The sequence below is a fragment of the Streptomyces sp. NPDC058051 genome (genome assembly GCF_042885475.1).
Lineage (GTDB): Bacteria > Actinomycetota > Actinomycetes > Streptomycetales > Streptomycetaceae > Streptomyces.
The window spans coordinates 1-20,440 of sequence record NZ_JBHVRW010000027.1 but is presented as its reverse complement, the minus strand read 5'-3'; the positions used below and the strand labels follow the sequence as shown (position 1 = coordinate 20,440).

The following is a 20,440-nucleotide window of genomic DNA, read 5'->3' as shown; positions in this document are numbered from 1 at the left end:
TCCGGGCCCATGATGCATGGGCCACTCATGAAAAAACTAGCCACGGGTTGCACATCGACTGATAAGAGCTGTTCCCCACTGGCCGATCAGCAGGTCAATTTAGCGCAGGCCGACCCATATCCGGCAGGACCTACGGCGCTTTTAGCACAAGAGGGTGCGCGGCGGCAAGACAGCCCATCCAGACGAATTGCCTTACGGACTTGCCCACCCGATAGCCCCTGGCGTTGTATGCCTTCGGTCGCATGACTCCCCACGTCCCCACCTCTCCACCACTTCACGGCCGGCGTCAGGAAGAGGCACCATGGCATTCTCGGGCGAGAAATCTTCAGGGCTGCGGAAAGCAACGGAGGGCCGTTCCGGATCCGGCCTCATTACATGGATTTATCAGGCCGAGGATCTGGACCCCGGGGAGACCGTGGAGTTCGAGAAGAGCCTCTACGAGCGTTACTCCGCAGCAGCCGCGACCATCGACTTCGATTTCCGGGTACTCAGGGCGGGTGAGCTCATACCGTCATGCCTCGAGAAACCGGTACTGCGTTACCAGGGCACAGATATTCTCGAGCAGCGGCAATGCTTCATCGTCGAGGACCAGAGCCAGGACCCGCAGGGCCTGCAAGGATTGCGCGCGATCTACCGCACGATCCAGGCCAGCGATTCCGTGCTGCTCAACCGCTCGTTGACCGGTCCGGACTATCTGGAGCGGGACAAGCTTGCGCTCCTCCAGCATGCCGCCGGGCTCGGAATTCCCACGCCCAGGACCATCGCAGTGCCCTTCGGCCGGTACGCCCGCAGCGTGGTCACCGAGGCCGTACGAGAAATCGGCGACGGGCCCTACATCGTCAAGCCCCGCGAGATGGGCATGGGCGTCGGTGTCCTCAAGGTCGACTCCGAGCGGCAACTCACCGCCACCATCGACATCGTCGCGCAGACCACCGGCGGATATATCGTTCAGCCCTTCATCCTGCACTCCGGTGATATGCGGGTGTACGTGGCCGACGGGGAGGTGGTCACCTCCCTGACCCGCAGGCCCAAGCCCGGCGACTACCTCGCCAATATCAGCCAGGGCGGCAGCGCGGCCGCCACGGACGACCACCGTCTAGTGGCGGACATGTGCCGCCGCATCGCCGAGACCCTCGGAGCGGAGTACATCTGCATCGACTGGCTGATGACCGAGCAGGGCCCAGTCCTCAACGAGTGGAGCACGGCCAGCGCCGGCTTCACCGTGCTGCCGGAACCCCAACGCACCCAGGTCGTCGAGGCATTCTTCGGCTGGATCAAGCGCACATTCGAGAAGGGTGCGTAACCCATGGCACTCCGCCGCTGGAACGGAACCAATGAAGTCCCCCTCTCCACCCGGATGCCGGTGCCCGAACTCACCGACCACCTGCGCCGGGCCCTGGACGACCTGGACTATCCGGTGAATCTCCGGTCGATGCGGCCCGTGGTCCTGCCGCAGTCGTCGTACCAGGAACTCTTCACCGCGACCCGACGCATTCTGGGCCTCCTGCGAAGGGCACTGCTCGACAGCGCCCCCGATGCCCCGAGCCGAATGGCGGCGCTCGGCATGTCGGAGGAACACTACCCACTCTGGGTGGACAGCCCGTGGGAAGAGGAATACGCGACATGCATGGCCCGCCCGGACATCTCCGTGACCGTCGACGGCCCCAAGTTCCTGGAGATGAACGTCGGTTCCGGTATCGGCGGCGTGGTCGAAACACACGTCAACTCCCTTGCCTGGCAGACCGCATTCGGCGGGGCCGACCAGGCCCCCTTCACCGGATATGACCCGCTGTCGGCCCGCGCCGAACTCTTCGCCCGCGCGGCACGGGAGTTCGGCGTCACGCCGGCCGTCGCGGTGGTTGGCACCCTGCGCGATCTGGGCTCGGTCCGGACCACGCGCTACTTCGATCTGCAGGTGGCGTCCCTCCAACGCCACGGGCTGCAAGCCGAGTTCTTCGAACCCGAGGATCTGCTCGACGGCCTGGGCCTTCCGGGCACACAGCGCTACGCACTCGGGCTGCGCCACCTCACCGTCTACGACTGGACCCGCCTCGGCCTCGACCTCTCCCCGATCCGTACGGCCCTCGACGAGGGGTGTGTGCTCCTCGCCCCGCAGAGTGCCTACCTCATCGCCAACAAGCAGGTCCTCGGCTGGATTTCCGAAGGCCGGCCCTGGATGACCGAGGACGACCGGGCCGTGGTCGACCGCTATGTGCCCTGGACGAGGATCGTGGGCGACCAGCCCACCGAGTGGCGGGGCATCACCAAGTCGATCCCCGACCTGCTCCTGGCCCATCCTGAGAAGTTCGTCCTCAAGCCCGGCCTCGGCCTCGGCGGTCACGGAGTGGTGTTCGGCCGCTCCAGCGACGAGACCACGTGGCACGACGCGGTCGCCCATGCCGTGCGCACTGGAGGCTATATCGCCCAGGAACACCTCGACTCCGTCCCCCACCGGATGGAGCTCGCGGCCGGGGACGGCTCCGGAACCTACGAGGACGACGTCTTCCCCCTCTTCAGCCCTTACCTCTTCGACGACCGGCCCGCCGGCTGCCTGGTCCGCTACCTGCCCCCGGGCCGGGACGGCCTCATCAGCGTCCAGGGCACCGGGGCCCTGCCCTCGATAGCCGTCGCGGCGCGCCCGTAACGCCCCGTCAGCTGTCCTGCACACAGGGCCCGCCCGCCGCCGCGCGATCGCCGAACAACGAAGGGGGCCGATCCGGCATGACGACGCCCGAACCGCACGAGGGCCGGTATCACGCGCTGTGGCTGCGGCGCTTCCACCCGGCGCCCGACCGGGCGGTCCGGCCGGTCTGCCTGCCCCACGCGGGCGGGGCGGCCAGCTTCTTCTTCCCGCTCTCCCGGGCGCTCTCGGCGGACCTCGACGTACTCGCCGTGCAGTATCCGGGACGTCAGGACCGTTGGCAGGAAAAGGGTGTGGAGAGCCTCGACGAACTGGCCCGGCAGGTCTACGAGTCGATCGCTCCGCTGGCCGACCGGCCGTTGGCGCTGTTCGGGCACAGCATGGGTGCCACGCTCGCCTTCGAGGTGGCCCGACTCCTCGAACAGCGGGCCGGGGGCCGCACCGGCGTACCTGTTCGCCTCGGGGCGCCGGGCACCCTCCCGGCACCGCGACGGGACCGTGCATCAGCTCGGCGACGAGGCGCTGCTCGCCGATGTATGCCTCCTATCAGAGCAGCTTTCTCAGCTCGCCGAGCAGCATGGGGGCGCCCAGAGCGTCAAATGGGCGTCACGACTGGCCGGACCAGCTCCCTCAACCAGTCGCATCGGCCAGATCCGCCAACAGGACGCCGGCCACCAGTTCCTCGACCACGGCAGTACCGTGTTCGGCCATCGCACGGGTCAGCTCTGGATCCCAGGGAGCCTCGGTGAGTCGGCCGGGCTCAGGTCCGTGTGGTGTGCGGGCGACTGCGGACCGGTAGTCCGCCGCCGTCATGCGCCAGGGGCGAGCCGGCGTCTTGTCCAGAAGATAAGCGGCGATGCGGATGCCTTCGCCATCGAAGTCGCCGTGGTAGCGGAGGATGGCGCCCTGATCCGAGAGAAGGCGGATGAGGTGGATGGCCGCGCTGTTGGGCCAGCCGGATGTGCACACGAGCGGCGGACAGTCCGGGCCGAAGCGGCGCACGGCCAGAGCCAGGATGCTGGGGTTCTCAACGGAGTGGACGACAGGTGCGGGATCGGAGGCGAGGGTCAACTCGCCCGGGGACCGTAGTTGGGCGAGGGTGAGGCTGACGGCCTGACCGGCCTCGGCACAGACACGGGCCACACGGGCAAGCGGACCTTCACCGGCCGGGCGTAGTCCAGCGACAAGAACGGTGGACGACAGGTCGTCGTCGGCGACGCCCGCGCGAGTCCACAGAGCGCGCCGGTCCGCCGCGGACTCCGGAGCGGCGGTGTCGTGAAGAGTCGCCAGAGCACGAAGGACGAGTGTGGACAGGCGGGTACCGTCGTCGAGTGCGTGGGAGTCGCCCTTCAGGACCCGGGCAGCGAAGACGGGCAGGGGCTCGGCCTGGGCCGGGAGTTCCGCGAGCACCGTCAACGCGTCTGCGAGCAGGTTTCGGGTCAGTTCCGGTGAGCCACCGACCATACCGGAGGCTCGGCACGACGCGGTCCAGTCGGCAAGCGCGGGCTGGGCCCGCACGGTGGCATGACCGTCCAACCATGCCCACAGCTCGGCACGTTCGTCTTCCTTACGGCGTCGTTCTGTCGCGCGGTCGTCGAGGGGGCCTACGAGTTCGGTGACGGTTTCACGCACCGAGAAGCCGGACAGCTCGGTGACAGCCTCTTCCAGGCGGGCCAGCGAGACGGAAGGGTGAGGATCCGGCAGGCGGTCCAGCCCCAGAAGGTCGGCGAGAGCCTCGCGCTGAGCTTCATCAAGCGGTCCGAGGCGCACCCGTGTGACGGGGCGGCCGGAGGACAGTCGGCTGTGGACCGTCTGCCAGAGCGAGCGGAGCTCGGGACGGCGCAGGGTGCGTTCACCCAGGGCCGGTTCGGTGTGGGTCATCCCGCCTCCAAATCGGTGCCGTTCCAGACGAAGCGAGCGCTGGTGACAGCGTCGTCGTCCCCGTCGGTGAGGAGTTGGTGGACAGCGATGCCAGGTAGTTCGCCGTAGGTGCACCACTCGTGGTCGGAGGTGACCATGAGATCAAGGTCGAGTGCGGTGAGCAGGGCGAAGACCTGTCCGCGGTTGACGGCGTCGACGCCGACGAAGACCTCGTCGAGCAGGATGGGGCGGGGTGCCAGCGGCACGGCCTCGTAGTGGGCCGCGACGGCGGCAAAGAGCGGCAGGTGCAGCGCGATGGCCTTCTCTCCTCCGGAGAGCGCGCCGTGCAGCTTCTTCGTCAACGGCTGCCAGCCGGTTCCGTTCGCCCGATCGAGGCGCACGGTGAAGCGGTGCCAAGCGGTGTAGTCGAGCACCTCGCCGAGCTGCTCCTCCCAGCTCGCGGCCGTGTCGCTGCCCTTGGCCTCCTCGATACGGGCCCGGAAGAAAGCGTGAAGGGCTTCCCGGTCGGTCTCGTTGACCCGGCCGGGGTCCTTGAGCAGCAGCTGACGGGCGGTGCGGGTACCCTCCGGGAGATCCGGACGGACGTCCCAGACGAGCTGGACGGCGACGTTGGAGGCGGTACGAACCCCCTCCAGGTGCCCGTTCATGCGGTCGACGAGTTCCGCGGCCTGACGGATGCGGGCGGCGAGGTGACGACGGATGTCGCCGGTGAGGATCTGGTCGAAGAGGCTCCGCTCGGCGGTGGTGATGTCGTCACTACTGCGATCGCGCTCCTGGGCGAGCGTGGTGAGGAGGCCCGTCGCCCCCACCCGCATACCGTCCAGGGTGGCGGTGAACAGCTGGATGTCGTCGTCGGGCTCCAGATCCAGGTCGGCACGGGCACCGAGGCGCTGGCGGGCTTCGTGGACCGCTTCGGAAAGGCGGGTCGCGGCATCGCCCAGGTTGCGTGGGGCATGCGGGATGCCGGGCCAGTTCGCCGCTGTGGCACGGGCGGCCTCCAAAGTGGCCTTCGCGCCGTCTCCGGATTCGAGATTCGGTGCGATACCCGCATCCTCCGCGAACCCCACCAGACACAGGTGCCGGAACCGGTGCGCCGCGCGGTCCCGGGTGGCGACGGCTTGTTCCCGTCGTTCGGCGTCCTGGCCGCTGGTTGCCCGCAGTCCTCCGATACGGCCTTCGAGGCGCAGGAGGAGATCGGCCGCCCGGCCCACCTCCTCACGGCAGCGCCGCAGTTCGGCACGCGCCTCGGCGACGCGTGCCACGATCTGCCGGTAGTCCTCGCCGACGGTGGCCTCCACCGCCTCCAGGCGCGCCTTCAGCCCCGCAGCCTCGGCTTCGGCGGCAGCGGCGCTCTCGGACTGTTCCTCGGCGGCTCGGCGCGAGCGGTCTGCCTGCGCGGTGATCTGACGAGCCCTGTCAGCGGCAGCGGTCGCGGTGAGACGGGCGTCCACCCAACTGTCGGCGGTGTCCCTGAACCTGTCGATATCGGAGGAGAGCTCATGCAACCGGTCGCGATCGGTGGGTAGTCCGTGTTCCGCGGCCCGACGGCTGAGCGTGCGCAGGGCGCCTGCCACCTCGGTCTCGCACCAGGCCAAATGGGCTGCCGCGTCGCGCACGGCATCGTCCCGGGCAGCCACCTTCTCCTCGGCTCGGTCCCAGTCGCGTCGAAGGGCGTCAAGTTCCCGGTGGTCGGGTCGCGCCGCGCGGTCCGCGTCCAGCCGGGCGCGGCGAGCGCCGAGGCCGCGCAGTTGGTCGTCGAGCGCGACGAGGGAGGCGTTCGTCTCGCTGATGTGCTCGGTCAGTTCACCGATCCTGCGCTGCCGGGCCCGTTGCCGCGCGGGGGCACCGATGTAGGCAGGTTCCTGCTTGCTCCACGTTCCGGTGGCGAGCGCGAGACGCCAGGCACCGTCGGCAGAGACGGCAGCGGGGTGACCGCCGGGCAGTGAAGTGCCGTACGCGACACCGGCGAGGATACGGGTCACGGTGTCGACCGGGACGGGGATGTCCTCCTCGGGTTTCAGCACCTTCAGTAGACTGGGCCCCGATGCGGCCCTGGCCAGGGCCGCCTCGGCTCGGGTGTCGTGCCCCGACAGCGTGATCCCGTCGTAGGGGTTGACCCAGGCATCCAGGAGGCCCGATGCCTCCAGTGCCGCCTCCACCGCAGCCTGAACGGGAAGCGGAACACCTTCGTGGAAGGCGACCAGTCGCCACAAGGGTGCGCCCGCCGTCGCAGTGCGGACGGCGGTGCGGGTGGGAGGGGGCAAAGGCGGCAGGTCGGTCTCGTCGCTCAGCCGTCGAACTTCCTCCTCAAGTCGGCTCCGCTCGTCCCGCAGCTCCCTGCATGCCGCTCGCGCGGTGGCCTCCGCTGTGGCGATCTCTTGTTCCAGCGGGCGTGCGGCGGCTTCGACCAGTGCCGTCACCTCGGCCTCGAACGCGGCTCTGGCCGCCAGTTCCCCAGCGTCGGCAATGCGGAGTTCCGCGCAGTCGTCGGCCCAGGCGAAGAGCCGTTCCGCTTGTACGGCAAGGGCACCGTCCCAGGTTTGGGACGCTTCGTCCCGCCGGGCGATCGCCTCCGCAAGCCGGGTACGGGCGTCGTCCAGCAGACTCTCGGCGGCACGCCGGTCGCGTACCGCGCGGTCGTGGTCGTCCATCGCTTCGGTGATGAGGGCGACCTGCCGGCGTCGGGCGGTGACCGCGCCCCGCAGCAGCCTGCGGGCCGGTCGTGCCCCGTTCTCGCCCGCCGTGCGTGTACCTGCGGAACCCAAGGGCCGACGCCCACCGGCCTCGTGGTCCGGGCTGTCTGCAAGGGTCACTATGGAATTCGCGTCGAGAAGCGTCTTCACCTCATGATGGATCGACTCCATACCGGCCGCCCGGGCCGACCGGCGTGCTTCCTCGGCGGCTTCGCGCGCGTGCTCGTCGAAGGTGCGGGCCTGGGCCGCCGCCTCGTCGGTGTACCTCTGGTCCTCCTCCGCGCTGATCTGAGTGGCCTGCGCAGTGGCACGCTGTCGCCCGGCGACAGCTGCCGCTTCTTCCGTACGACGGCGGAGCCGGTCGAGTTCCTCGCCCTGCTTGTACGCGTCGCGCTCGCGCAGCCCCTCGACGGTCTCCTCCAGGGCGTGCACGCGCAGTTCCTGTTCCTCGCGCTGGACTTGAGCGAAGTCCCTTTCTGTCAGCGCCTGTTCGAGTTCCTCGGCGCTCTGGCGGGCGGCGCGGGTGAGGTCGTCCATCTCCGTGGTCGCCGAGATCAGCGCGGCCGAGCCGGCACGCAGGACACGTCGTGCGTAGGCGCGCTGCCGGGATGCAACGGTCTGTGCCGCTGTCACCTCGTCGTCGAGCCGTTTGAGGTGTTCGCGCTGGCGGTCCAGCCGCTCGAAGCCTTCGGCGAGTTCAGCGATCTCTCCTTCGTCCAATGGGGGAAGGGCGCGTGACAACAGGGTGGAGAGCAGGGAGGGATCGAGCCGTTCGGACAGTTTGGGCTGGCGCAACTGGAGCAAGGCGGACAACAACGACTCATAACGCTGCTCCCCCATGCCGGCGAACAACTCACGTCGTACGGCAGTGCGGTAGTCGGTGGCCGAGGCATGGACGTCGCCGCGGTCGCGCACGGCCTCGACCAGCGCTGCGCGTGTCAGCGGCTGTCCCGCCTCGTTGACAAGAAGCAAGCCGGCGGGGTGGGCGATCCTGGAGCCGGTGGTGAAGTAGTCAGCGTGGACCCCGCTGGTGTGCACACTGGCCTGCAGACGCGCACCGCAACCGAACCACCGCTCGGCGCCATCGTCGCCGACGCGGCGGAACTCCATCCACACATACCCGACACGAGTCTTGCCGGAGGCGCCTTCGCCGAGCAGGTTCCAGTGCATGGTGCGTTCCGAACCACCGAACGTGGACAAGCGGTTGGGGCGCAGGCTGGCGTCGAAGAGGAAAGGCAGCAGAAGCTCAAGGGCCTTGGACTTGCCCGAACCGTTCTGGCCGCGGAGCAGCAGGCGGCCCTGATGGAAAGTGAAGGTCTCGTCGTAGTAGCGCCAGACGTTGAGGATGCCCGCGCGGTGCGGCTGCCAGCGGCTGCGGGCCGCATCCACCGCCGTTGCCGGTGTCGCAGGCGACTCAGCAGACTCGGGCCGCCGCGGGACCGGAAGCTCCGTCACACTCACTGCTGATCCCCTTCTGCCGTATCTCCACCGGAAACCACGGCGCCTGCCCTCTCGCGCCGGCTCACGTTCCACCCCGGTCCGAGCTTGTCATCCGGATCCGTACTCGTCGTCTTCGTCAAGCGATAGCGGTACGCGGCCGGGCATGCCACGACACGCCCCCCAGCCGCGCAGACGAGCCCGACGTCACGCAGGACGCGTACCGCATCATCGGAGAGCCGGGCCGCGCCGTCCTCGGACTGATACGCCTTGGCCCAGCGTGGGAAGCGGCGCAGCAGAGCCGCTCCGGCCTCGGCGAGCTGTTCGGGCAGCAGTCCGGCGGGGGCGGCGCAGAGCGGCTCCAGAAGGAGCAGTGCGGCAACCCTGGCAGTGGAGGTGTCGTCGGGGAAGCGGACATCCGTGGCGATCCCATCCGGGTCCACGAGCAGGAAGCCCTCCGCGCGTTCCTCCAAGAGGAAGCCGGCTTGTTCGACCGAGCGACGCAGGATCTGACGTCCAGTGAGAGACGAGACGTAGGCCAGCTCGTCCTCGGCGAGGTCGGCCCGGTACAGCACGGGGTCATCGAAGAGGCGACGCAGTACCGAGTGGCGTAGCCTCAGATTGCGTTGTGCATCAGTGGCGGCGCTCTCGCTGTGCGTCCCGTCGCCGACCGCGCCGCCATAGCGGCGCTCCCGTGTCAGGCCGGTGAGGAGTTCCTCGAACCGCGCGGGCACCTCGTCCGGGGGCACGGCGAGTCGGGAGGCGCCGATGGGCGCGGCGGGCAATCGCATCAGCAGGGTGGTGTCCACGCGGTAGAGGACCTTGGCCTCCGCGGACTCGACGTACGCCTCGGTCGTACCATCCACCGCGCGCAGCACGTCGTACGACTCCAGCAACTTCAGGACATCGACGAATGCCATCCGCTCCGGCTTGTGGACCGGGTCGAACGCGCCCAGTGCCCGGTCGGCCGCCGTGGCCTGCACGACGCGGTCGGCGAGCATGCCAATAGTGGTCGTCGGCATCGACAGCAACTCGGCCGCGGTCACGCACAGCAGTACGTAACGCAGACGGTCGAACGGAGCGCGTCCGGAACGCGCCCTACGAACCGGGCGGGAGCCGTCCGGGTTGGCGCGCACCTTGGTGAGGCGGGCGTAACCGCGGCGGGGCTCCACCACCAGGCTCCAGCCGCAGGTGTAGTCGAACCACTGGGCAAGCGACTCGCGACGGCGCCGTACCAGTTCGAAGCCAGTCGGGTCGGCGGTCTCGGTAAGCAGGGGGCGGGCCAGGAGGAGCCGTACGGCGCAGGCGACCTCCTCCCGTTCCGCGGCGGCCAGTTGGTTGGCAAGGGTGCTCATCCTGCGGCCTCCTGCGGCGTGGCACAAAGGGCCGAGGAGACCCTCGCTCCACCCGCCGCTGTGATGTGGACGACGTAGTCCGGTCCAGTCAGCGAGCCCTTCGCGGTGTGCAGTACGGCGGTGCGCTCATCCGAAGGCGGTGCCAGGGCGATCTCCACCCGGCCGTCTCCCGTCGTGGCGCGCCTCAAGCCGCTCGTGTCCGGCCGGGCGGCCAGGGCACGGCCAAACAGATCGAGCAAACGGTCGAAGACAGCGGGGTCCAACGTGCCGAAGGAGGACAGACGAACAGGTCCGTCTGTCTCCAGCACCTGCCAGGCGAGTACGAGTTCGGCTCGCTCCAGGCGAGCCCGCTCGGCGCGGTCCGCCCTGACAGCCGCAACGTCCCGCACCTTGGCCGTGCGTGTGAACCGCTCTGTCCGTCCGCTGGTCCGCAGCAGCGCCGACACCTCCACCGGTGGGGCCTCGGACCAGGAATGGGACGACGGGATCAACTCGGGGTCGGAGTGGGCGAGATGAGCATGGCGGGCCGAACCGAGCCCGAAGGCCGCCGACCACAGCCGGTGCAGGTCCTCTTCCGCGGGGGCCGCCGCGAACCAGCGTGCCAGTTCCCGAAAGTCCTGCACGGCGCTGGACGAGCGGCGCCTCGACTCATTGATCCGCTCCAGAACCTGCAGGAGCGAGACGATGGCCCGCCGGGCAATGTCGTGCAGCTGCTCGATCCGAGGTCGGGCACCGTCGTCCGCCAGGAACCACGCACGCAGGCCCGCCCAGCGCGCCCGCCTGCTCTCCAGCCAGCCGGCCGCGGGATCCTCACCGGCCACCGGCGGGAGCTCTGCCCCGCGCAGGGCCCGCTCGCGCAGTACGGCGGTCCCTCGCTCCTCCACCCTGGCCACGGCAGCGGCGACCGCCTGCCCGCGCCGGTCGAGGTTGACCAGGAACTCCTGCAGATATGCGACCGTGGCAGCCTTGACCTCGCGGAACACCTCCAGATCCGCGCCCTCGGCGCGCAAGAGGCGCTGCAGTTCGCCGTTGAACGCCTTGGTGTTCTCCACCAGAGCGTCCAGATGCCCCTCCAGCTCCCGCAGCGTGCTGAAGATCCGTCGATCAGCCGACGCGGGTTCGCCGGAGAGCAGGCACAGTTCGTCGAGCCGGTCGGCGATCGCCTCCAGTACGGCCGTCTGCAGCGCGCCCGTGGAGGCGAGCACCTCAAGTGCGTGCCGCAGGCCAGCGAGAGCGGCCTCGCCCTGGCGGGTCAGCGAATATTGCAGGTTGCGCCGTTCATATTCCTCGGCCGTGCGGTAGTTCTCCGCGTGGTTGTGCACCACATCCAGGAGCTCCCACTGCACGAGTCTCCTGAGCGCCTCATGCAGATCCTCATTCTCGACCGCCGCCACCCAGCCGACCCCGCGTAGCCGCTCTCGCACCGCGTCGAGCCCGAGCGCCGTCTCCAGGTGCTCGCCGGCCATGCCGAAGACGTCCAGCACCGCCCCGTACAGGTCAGACCTCTCCACTGTCGTGAACCGGAACATCTCCGGTGGCACCCTGCGCACGCCTGTCGCCCTTCCCCCGCTGCCTCGGCGGCATCCGGATCTCCACCGTAGAGGGCAGCGCTGACATTCAGGGGCGAGTCACGGAACAGCGGTTCAACCAGCAAGAATCGGGCGGTCTCATGGCCCGGTGCCCTTTCAGGCTCGACGGCGACGACGGTCCGCTCCTCGTCTCCGTGCAGGAGCAGGAACAGGAACAGGGTCCAGTCCGTGAGCAGACGCGTCACCGTCATCAAGGGCTCTACGGATCTCGTCGCTGTCTGCGGGACGACTGCGTGGCGCCGGAATTCCTGCTACTCCGTGGCCGCGTGGGAGTGCCGGCCGGAGAACTCCTTTCTGCGGTGAGTGGCCTTACGGCGTGCGGCTCGCGCGCCTCGATTCCCTCGGTCCCGGGGATGAGGTCGGTCTGTAGTGGTGCGGGCGCGGAACGACGGGCGGTGTCCGGGACCGGCAGGACGTTCCGGCGTTGCAACTCGCCGATGCTGACCAGCGGTGCCCTGAGAACACGGTCGAGCAGCTCGTTCTGAGCCGACTGCAGCTCGACCAGATGCCACAGGACGGCCAGCACGTACTGGAGTTCTTCGCTCCAGGCAGGCAGCCACCGCTCGGGCCGGATGCGGTCCAGCTGGCTGACGGCCCTGCGAGACGGCGGTCCCGTCCTGCGTTTCAGCCAGCCGTCGAGAACGTTCTGTCCGCTGACCTGATAATCCCGCATGTGTTGAGTCACGGGCCCGAAAACGCCTTGGCCGAAGTGGAGTTCCAGACGGTCAGGGTCGTAGACAAATCTCTCGGGTAGTTCGTCCCTGCCGACCTGTCTCTGGTATGTGATCGCCAGCTGAGCGGTCGTCCAGACCTCCTGGGGTCCGCCGGGCCTCCCCACCACCGGGTCCACGAGCCTCTCTCCGAAGGTGGAGGCCCAGATCACCTTCCGCCCGATGTGCAGCGCCTCCGACCACAGGGCGGCGTCGCCCGTGAGAGGCACGCGGACGCCGTTGGTCATGAGTTCGTCGTCAAAGCGGGAGCGGAATCCTGGGTGAGCCGTGATCGCGGCGACGTACGCGGCCAAGTCCTCAGCGGTGGCAAGCAGCCCACCGAAGGAGTTGCGAAGGTGCTGGAGAAGGCCGGGGGCCACGTTGGGGGTGCCGTCCCTCTGCAGAAGGGGAATCACTCTGCCGCCTCCCCAGCCGGCGAAGTGATCCATATCCGGCATGAGCGCCGTGAACAGCGTGGCGGGGCCGTCGCCGAAACGATCGGAGTGCTGCTCCACGATGTGGATCTGTCCCTCGGCCTGGCTCTCCCACAGTTGTGGCGAGCATCTGTCGAGGACCCTGTTGTCCGGGATGATCCAGTGCCGGTCAAAGGGGCGGAAGGCGAAACGCACCGGCTCCGGACACTCGGGGCCCGCCTCCAGCATCGGCCGCTGTGGCTGTGCCGAGCCTGGGAGCGGTTTGACCTGTCGGTCGATGGTACGGCTGTGGGTTTCCCTGAACAGGGCGCGCTTCTCGGCGACATCCGTCTCGGCGGTCAGTCTCCGCCACCGGGAACGCAGCGTGTCGGAGTCCGGAGAGTAGACCCATGTGCGCTTCGGCAGTATGCCAGGCACTTTCCACGGCAGCAGATCGTCCAACGCGGGATATGTGTCCCAGGCTCCCTGAGCCGCGGGCATGAACGGGGCCCGGGCGGCCTGGCGCACCGACCGCCACTGATCGCTGTCCGGCCCAAGGACTTCGAGCTGCGTGTACTTCTCCTCGCGAGTGCTGCCGTCAAGGGCGACGTACCTGATGTGGGCGGGTGTGGTCTCGGCCCTGCTGCGGACGAACACGGCGATCGCCAAGGGCTGCTGCACACCTTCGAAGAGGCGTGTCCGCGCCGGCGGCTGGATACCCTCAGGGCTGAGGTCGATGATCCAGCCCTCCGAACAAGTCTCACGCAGATACTTCCTCATCCCTTCGAAACCAGGCCCGCTGAGGAAGCCCGCGGTACTGATGAAGGCGATGATTCCGCGGTCCGACTCGGAACCGTGCTGCTCAAAAACCTTGAAGGTGGCCCAGCGCCAGAAGTAGACGTACAAGTTCTTGAGCTTGTTCTCGTGCACTCCGTTCCTACCCCCGAGGCGGAAGGCATCGAGCAGAGGTGCTCTGTCATCCCCCTCGCGGCCTTTCTCCACCCAGCCGCCCTCCCCCTCGGCTCTCTCCCGATCCGGCGGATTGCTGATCATGACAGTGACCTTCTGCTCGCGCTTGATCCAGTCCGCCTTGCGGGTGTTCTCGACCAGAGGATCGCCATCGGGCAGGAACGTGAAGAGCATGGCCCTCTCAAAGGACCGGCTCAGTGCGCACAAGGGGCGCGCGAGGGACACGGACGGCGCGTTCCGTGACCGCTGAGAAAGGAGGGGCGGAGGTTGGTGAGGATGAGACCGCCAAAGCCTCCCTTGACCGCCGCCTCAGGCGGGAAGGCGTTCCTGGGACGCCATTTCCGATCTACTACCGACGTGCTGGACTCCCTCCTTCATTCCGTCATCGCAGCGATGCACGGTGTGCGAACCACCGAAGGCGAGCGGACCCTCTGCCTCCTCGAAAATCCTGCAGATGCTTGCCGCCATACGCATCAACCCGCTGAACGGACGCCCCCAGGATGGGATCCCGACCAGCACGCCCGGCGGACTGCCAGGAGTCAGCACCGCACGCAAAACCTCGTTCCACCCCGGACCAGCACGACGTGAAACGTCAGGAAACGGGGAACCAGGTCGCCAGGCGCTTGGCGATGACCGGTACATCGATGTTGTCCTGTGCGACTTCCTCGACGAACGGGCCGGCAACGGAGACGGGTGGCGGGACGGTGCTGGCGCTGACGCCGTTGAATCGCAGGAAGACGCGCATGGCGAGCCAGGCCGTGCGCTTGTTGCCGTCGATCAGCGCGTGATTGCGGGCAACGGAGTGCAGCAGTGCCGCCGCCTTCTCGTGCAGCGTGGGATACAGCTCGGCCCCGAACACGTTGGTCCGGGGCCGTTCGACAGCTGACACCAGAAGCCCCATGTCACGCACGCTGTGCTCGGTACCGTTGACCGTGCGGGCGATGGCCAGAATCTCGTCGATCTGGATGTAGCGCACTTCGGTCACTTCAGGTAGTCCAGGATCTCCGCATCGCTGTCCATGAGCTCGGCCAGGACGTCGTCGACCTTCAGTTCGGCCCGATTCTGGGCCTCACGGATGGCCTCAATGGCAAGCTCCTGCTTGCTGCGGCGCTCCCGACGAGCACGCTCGGTAAGCTTCGCGTCAAGGTCGTCGGGGAGTCGGAGTGTCATCGCCATACAGCGATGATACCTGACTGGTATCTATGCGGCGAGGTGATACCAGCCGCTCAAGACCCCGGACCACGGCGCGGCCCTTTGTGGCCCGGTCAGGCCGTCCCCTCGGTTCCAAGGTGCGTGCGACCAGCCCGCGCCGCCGCTGGGAGGTGCAGGAGGACGCCTGAGCCGGAGTCCTGCCTCCGTTCCGACGGCCCGGGCCACAGAGAGCCGTGAGGACTTCCGATTCGAGCGTCCTCGGAGCGTCAAAATTCTGCATTCCGCATCGCCACATCGCCCGCGAGACCCGCGTCAGCCCTTGAAACTGCAGCTCAGACCATTCTGCACAAGCGAACCCCAGCCGACTCATCTCACGAGCGAAAACAAGTCGAATCGGCCACCTGAAACACAAAGCAGCGGGTCAGACGCCCTTCTCGGCAGGCTCCAGAATGGCCACGCACTCCACATGGTGCGTCATCGGAAACACGCCACCGGAAGTGACAGTAAGAGAACATGCAGGTCAGACGGGGTTTGACCGCTCCCGAGGAGCAGCATCCATGCTCCCGGAGTGCCAAACGAGCGTCACGGCCGCGGTGGGTCAGCCCTGCTCGACAGGTGCCGGCGGCAGACCTGCACACTGCTGGAGACAGGAGCGGCAGACGCGCGGAAGCACCAGTCGGCGGTCGCCTCCGCGCGCCAGCCACCGCTGAAGCGTGCCGCACTGCCGGGTCGTCGACCAGTCTGTGCGGGTGGCCGGGGCCGATGTGTACGGACGTGTCCTCGTCGCGCAGCGGCTTGCGGGGGGGTGCCCCTATGGGTTCGGGCAAGTCTCTGCGGGGTGGTGGAGACTCGGCGGCGTCAGCCTTCTGCGGTGGTGTCGGCCTCGGCGTATTCGTAGATCCAGCCCGCAGAGGTGTCTGGGGCTCGGACTGCCGGGTAGGTGTGTTTGGCTGCGGGATTCCAGGGTCCTGATGCTCGGCCGGGGCGGCCTCGGAAGCCAGCGGGCGGCAGTCCTGCCTGGCTGAGCTCGACGATTTTGGTCCGCCCGTTGAAAGGGCCGCCGACGATCTTGATGCCGACGGTGTTGTTGACGATTCCACCCGCGAGCCAGCGACGAATGAGTGCCAGGTGCTCGGAATTCTCGTCCCCCATGCCCGAAGCCGACCATGGGCTTGGGCGGAAGGCAAGCAGGTCTCAAGTCGCTCGGACGGGTCGGGGTTCGTAGAAGGTTCCTCGCGGAGCATCGCGAAGAGAACGTCGGCCCGTCGTCGGGCGAGGCAGAGCAGGGCCTGGGTGTGGTGCTTACCCTGGGCGATCTTCTTGTCGTAGTAGGCCCGCGATGCCGGGTCGCCCAGGGCGGCGAACGCGGAGAGGAAGAAGGCCGGTTTGAGCTGTATGTTTCCTCTCCTGGAAGGCTGTTCGCCGCGGATCGAGGAGCCCGAGCTCCGGGTCGCCGGGGCGAGGCCCGCGTAGGCGGCGAGGTGGCCGGCGGTCGGGAAGGTGCTGCCGTCGCCGACCTCGATCAGGTGCGGGCACCGGTCCTGCCGCCGACTCCCGGCATCGACGTCAGGACCTTCGAAAGAGGGTGAGCTTCCAGGAGTTCCTCGATCCGCCCCGCCAGCAGTTTGCGCTGGCCGAGGACCGCCGCCAGTGAGGCGGCGAGGCTCGGGACGATCAGTGCGGCCGCCTCGGTGCCCGGAACGGTGACAGTCTGCTCGTCCACGGCAGCGAAGATGTCCTCGACGAGCCGTTCGGCCATCCTCGGCGCCTTCGGCCGTAGCAACGTGACCAGCCGCCGCCGGCCTGCTTTGCGTATTTGGGCCGGTGACCCGAACCGCTCCAGCAGCGTGAGGGGCATCGCGCGGCCGCATCGGCGATGATGAACGCGTCCTTCGCGTCCGTCTTGACCTCACCCGAGTAGAGGTCGGCGATCCGCCGCATCGTCAGCCCCGGCAGATAGGCGACCGAGCAGCCCATGTCCTTCGCGACCGCCAGCGGCAGGGCGCCGATCGAGGCCGGCTGGTCGACCACGACGAGCACGGTTCCGTGCTTGGCCTGGAGCATCGCGAACAGCTCGCGGAGCTTGGGTTCGGTGTTGGGCAGGCGCTTGTCGAAGGCTTTCGTTCCGGCCGACGTGACGGCGGTGGCGTGGTGTTCGCCTTTGCCGACGTCCAGGCCGAGGAAGACGTCGATGCCGCCGGCGTCGATCACATGCAGGCCCCTCCGCTCACGCTTTCGTCCGGCCTTGCCTCGGCACCGAGCTGCCACACCCACGTTACGGAGAGCTCTTCTGGCTCGGGTGAAGCCGGTGCTCAAGCCCCTCATCAGCGGTCCGTCGATGCCTCCGGGCCCGGTGACACCACCCCCCGGATCATCAACAACAAGGGGGAAGTCATGCCGGACCCGAAGGTCGGAGGCCCCATTTCGGAGCCAATGAAGACGGTAACGGGGGGGTAGGAGCCTGGGGTTGTCAGATTCACGAGCCACTCCTACCAGGTGGCAAATGGACTCTGCGCCACGAGATCAGGGAGAGCCTTCTGCACAGCGATTCTGAAGTCTCGCGCCAATCCCGTAAGGAGTTCCAGAACGTCACTGCGGGACGCAGTCTCCATTTCTGGGTCCGGGCTCCACTTTGTCCCTGATACGCATCGGATCTCTACCAGACCACCGGATGGGATGAAGCTCAATCGGCGCTCAACCCCCTGTCCGTACAGATCGATTTCAGCCTGCGATCCTCGCTGCAGGTCCACAATTGCCGCTGGCAACTGTTCGATCACAGAAGAAAGGTCATAGGAAATATCCACCGGCCAATCATCTTGCCCGAATCCGCTGATCAAGAAATGACAGTCGGTCTCGGACAAGATTTTACAAACTTCCATGACCAAGGATTCATAGTCGTCCGCGATTTCAAGATCAGGAGTTGGGCGCAATCTCCCTGCAGGGGGAGTGACAGACATGCGAAGCTTCATTTACCCTTCTTTCACGATGGGGAATGCTGACCTATATGATCCATCAGGCATGGGAACCAAGCGGACGTGAGTTGGCTCCACGATCTTCCCATCTGGCTTGATAACTTGCCCCAAGCCCTTGGGTATGGGGACCTCCCGGACACCCCCGTTAGGGTCATGGTGGGATTTCAAAAACTCTACGACCTCGGGGTTGTCCAACCACTGCCCCTGCTCGTTGCCAGTGCTGCGAGCGCGGTCGATCAGGCTCTGAGTGTTCTTGGCACCCGCTCCATGTTCACTGAAAGTATGACCAAAAGTCGGACGACTCTTCTCGTTCCAATTGAGGTCCTCGGTCGCCTTCTTCGTCTTGCACCGCTTGAGCCCGAGCGGGTCCGTCCAGGCGTGAGGGTTGGATACGTACGAATGGGAGGTGGGGGCGGGTGCAAGTCCCAACGGGTCCGGCGTCAGATACCGGGCGGTCTCGGGATCATAATAGCGAAAATAGTTGTAGTTGAGGGCGGTTTCTGGGTCGAAATATTGGCCGGGGAAGCGAAGCGGCGTGTATGTACTACTTGCAGTCGCCCAGCTGGTCGTGCCCCATAGAGTGGCCCTCGCTCTCCAAGCCACATTGCCTGACTCGTCGATGAGCTCACTTGGAGTTCCGACCAGGTCGGTGACTATGGAGAAGAATCGTTCCTCGATTTCTTCTTGCGACGCCTCGGCTACGCGAACCCGTTCCGTCTGCGAAATCGGATTCAAGCCATCGTGATCCCAAGTGATCGTGACAGGAAAAGGCAGGTCCCCACCACTGGCCACCTGTTCGCAGAGAGTAGTGTCGTCCCAAGAAAAAACGACCTGTTCCAGGACGGTTTGACCGTCGGGGGTCAACCTTTTTTTCGCTGTCCGGCGACCCAGCGCGTCATATTGGTAACGCCATATCGCACCATTCGGTGTGATGACGGAGGCGAGTCGGTCCTCAGCATCCCACTCATACCGCCAAGTATCCGGCCTGCGGGACAAGTACGTCTTCTGCCGGAACACCACCCGCCCTTGCCCGTCGTGCCGGTACCGCATGTTGCCGGCCCTGGTGATGTGTGTACCGGAATAGGTACGCGCGCCGGTTGCTTCCTGCCAAGGGTGCGCAGCAGGCCATGACGCCGAGGTCTGGTTGCCTGCCGCATCGTACGTGTACCGCTCGGCCCAGTTCACGGCCTTGACGGCCGTGACTCGGCCCAGCGGGTCGAGCTCAAAGCTTCTGCTGCCGGCGAGTTGGTCATCGATTCTTACCACGTTTCCGTCGGGCCGGTACGTGAAGGCGCGGTGCTGAAGAGTGCACCCCTGCCCCGTGACCCACTGATCGGTCATCCGCCCCATCACGTCGAATGCGTGCCTGAGCGTGACCGTCCCGCCGATGTGCCGCGCCGTTTCTTGCCCAGCAACGTCGCGTTCGAATGTGAGCGAGCGACCGGAGGTCGTGAGCTCGCTGCGACGACCTGCCGCATCATAGGCCCATGAACTAATGGCCCCACTTGGCGTTCGCCTCCCGACATGGCGACCAAGGGCGTCATACTCGAAGGAAAGCGTGCGCTCGTTCACAGTCTCAGACCTGAGGCGACCGAACCGGTCACGGAGGCGAGTCAAGACCGACTCTGGACCGGATGCGATGGCCAACTCGTCGAAGATGTCGTACTCGAACGTGGACCTGTTGCCATCCACGTCCTTGCTAATCAGCTGACCCAGGGAATTGTGGTCATATCGAATCGTCTGCCCGATGCCATTCGTTCGGGACGAGAGGCGACCAGCCAAGTCATAGGTGTACCTGATTACTCGATTGTCGAAATCTCTCTCCGCGACCACCCGCCCTGTCGGGTCGTACTCGTAGTTCCAGGTCAGGCCTTGAGGGTTGGTGACTTGAGTGAGCTCGAGGTTTGTGTCGTGACTAAACTCGTAGCGCGCACCGTCCGGACCGGTGCGCGCCACCAACAGATCGAAATCCGCGTACTCGAATGTGGAGACACCACCCATGGCATCGGTGTGGGCAAGACAATTGCCCTCTCCGTCGTAGACCCAGGATTGCTTACTTCCGTCCGGTTCGACGTGACGGGCGATCTTACCCTCGACAGTCCACTCGAAATGGGTGACTGTTCCGAAGGGGGCGATGAGCGACACGAGGCGGCCGAACATATCTCGCTCGCACCGCGTGGTCGCCCCAAGAGGATCAGTGATCTCGGCAGTGAGCCCCGCTCGGTCAGACCCCATGACGGAGATGTGACCAAGGGCATCCGTCATGGAGCAGAGATTCCCTGCCTGATCGTAGGAGAACGTCGTCTTTGCACCCGCCCCGTCAATGACGGACGTACGGTTGCCTCGCTCGTCGAAGGTCTGACGGATCACGGTTCCATCGGTGCCAATGATCCTCGCCGGCAGCCCGAGCTCGTTATGCTCCGCTGTCGCCTGGCGTCCGTCCGGTCGTTCCACCACGGTCAGCCGACCGTTCTCGTCATACGTGAAGCGACTGATGTGGCCGAGCGGATCTGTGTGGGACAACAGTTGATCGTAAGAGCTCGTAACACGATCATGAGCGGGCTTTCTTGAGGCGTCTGTAGCAGATGAGGCTGCAGGCGAGGGAGACGAAGGCGTCGTGGAGTTCGG

The 20,440-nt window shown here is 66.7% G+C and carries 13 protein-coding genes and 1 pseudogene; 3 read left to right on the top strand and 11 right to left on the bottom strand.

Annotated features, from left to right (window positions below; translation table 11 throughout):
* Window positions 1-301 precede the first annotated feature (301 nt).
* From ACFVUT_RS31035 to ACFVUT_RS31025, 3 genes are all read left to right on the top strand, one after another.
* Window positions 302-1,303: a RimK family alpha-L-glutamate ligase gene (locus ACFVUT_RS31035; RefSeq protein ID WP_389656340.1), complete on the top strand. Its 1,002-nt coding sequence runs from the start codon at window positions 302-304 to the stop codon at window positions 1,301-1,303.
* Between the two features lie 3 nt (window positions 1,304-1,306).
* A complete protein-coding gene (locus tag ACFVUT_RS31030; protein ID WP_389656343.1) occupies window positions 1,307-2,644 on the top strand; it encodes a hypothetical protein in 1,338 nt (445 codons plus the stop codon).
* A 77-nt stretch (window positions 2,645-2,721) separates the two neighbouring features.
* Window positions 2,722-3,390 carry a thioesterase II family protein gene (locus tag ACFVUT_RS31025; protein WP_389656346.1) on the top strand — a complete coding sequence of 223 codons (669 nt, stop codon included), beginning with the start codon at window positions 2,722-2,724 and terminating at the stop codon, window positions 3,388-3,390.
* Here the strand turns inward: ACFVUT_RS31025 and ACFVUT_RS31020 are convergent.
* The 11 genes and pseudogenes from ACFVUT_RS31020 to ACFVUT_RS30970 form a co-directional block, all read right to left on the bottom strand.
* Window positions 3,272-4,522, bottom strand: coding sequence for a TIGR02679 family protein (locus ACFVUT_RS31020; protein ID WP_389656349.1), 1,251 nt, complete (start codon window positions 4,520-4,522; stop codon window positions 3,272-3,274). The genes ACFVUT_RS31025 and ACFVUT_RS31020 overlap by 119 nt on opposite strands.
* On the bottom strand, window positions 4,519-8,676 hold the full coding sequence (locus tag ACFVUT_RS31015; RefSeq protein ID WP_389656352.1) for a TIGR02680 family protein: 4,158 nt from the start codon (window positions 8,674-8,676) through the stop codon (window positions 4,519-4,521). The genes ACFVUT_RS31020 and ACFVUT_RS31015 overlap by 4 nt, the downstream gene beginning before the upstream one ends.
* Entirely contained in the window at window positions 8,673-10,007 is a 1,335-nt protein-coding gene (locus ACFVUT_RS31010) for a TIGR02678 family protein (RefSeq protein ID WP_389656355.1), read from the bottom strand. Before ACFVUT_RS31010 ends, ACFVUT_RS31015 begins: the two co-directional genes overlap by 4 nt.
* Entirely contained in the window at window positions 10,004-11,536 is a 1,533-nt protein-coding gene (locus ACFVUT_RS31005; RefSeq protein ID WP_389656358.1) for a TIGR02677 family protein, read from the bottom strand. The genes ACFVUT_RS31010 and ACFVUT_RS31005 overlap by 4 nt, the downstream gene beginning before the upstream one ends.
* Window positions 11,537-11,795: 259 nt before the next feature.
* Window positions 11,796-13,862 (bottom strand): type ISP restriction/modification enzyme, encoded by a 2,067-nt coding sequence (locus ACFVUT_RS31000; RefSeq protein WP_389656361.1) that lies wholly within the window; start codon window positions 13,860-13,862, stop codon window positions 11,796-11,798.
* A gap of 418 nt (window positions 13,863-14,280) precedes the next feature.
* Window positions 14,281-14,673, bottom strand: coding sequence for a type II toxin-antitoxin system death-on-curing family toxin (locus ACFVUT_RS30995; protein WP_389656365.1), 393 nt, complete (start codon window positions 14,671-14,673; stop codon window positions 14,281-14,283).
* A complete protein-coding gene (locus ACFVUT_RS30990; protein ID WP_389656368.1) occupies window positions 14,670-14,864 on the bottom strand; it encodes a ribbon-helix-helix protein, CopG family in 195 nt (64 codons plus the stop codon). Before ACFVUT_RS30990 ends, ACFVUT_RS30995 begins: the two co-directional genes overlap by 4 nt.
* A gap of 834 nt (window positions 14,865-15,698) precedes the next feature.
* Window positions 15,699-15,992, bottom strand: a complete 294-nt coding sequence (locus tag ACFVUT_RS30985) for a hypothetical protein (RefSeq protein ID WP_389656371.1) — start codon at window positions 15,990-15,992, stop codon at window positions 15,699-15,701.
* A gap of 42 nt (window positions 15,993-16,034) precedes the next feature.
* Window positions 16,035-17,051: pseudogene (locus ACFVUT_RS30980) on the bottom strand (IS110 family transposase).
* Window positions 17,052-17,329: 278 nt separating this feature from the next.
* Window positions 17,330-17,809, bottom strand: a complete 480-nt coding sequence (locus ACFVUT_RS30975) for a hypothetical protein (protein WP_389656374.1) — start codon at window positions 17,807-17,809, stop codon at window positions 17,330-17,332.
* Window positions 17,810-20,335, bottom strand: coding sequence for an RHS repeat-associated core domain-containing protein (locus ACFVUT_RS30970; protein ID WP_389656377.1), 2,526 nt, complete (start codon window positions 20,333-20,335; stop codon window positions 17,810-17,812).
* Window positions 20,336-20,440: the final 105 nt, after the last annotated feature.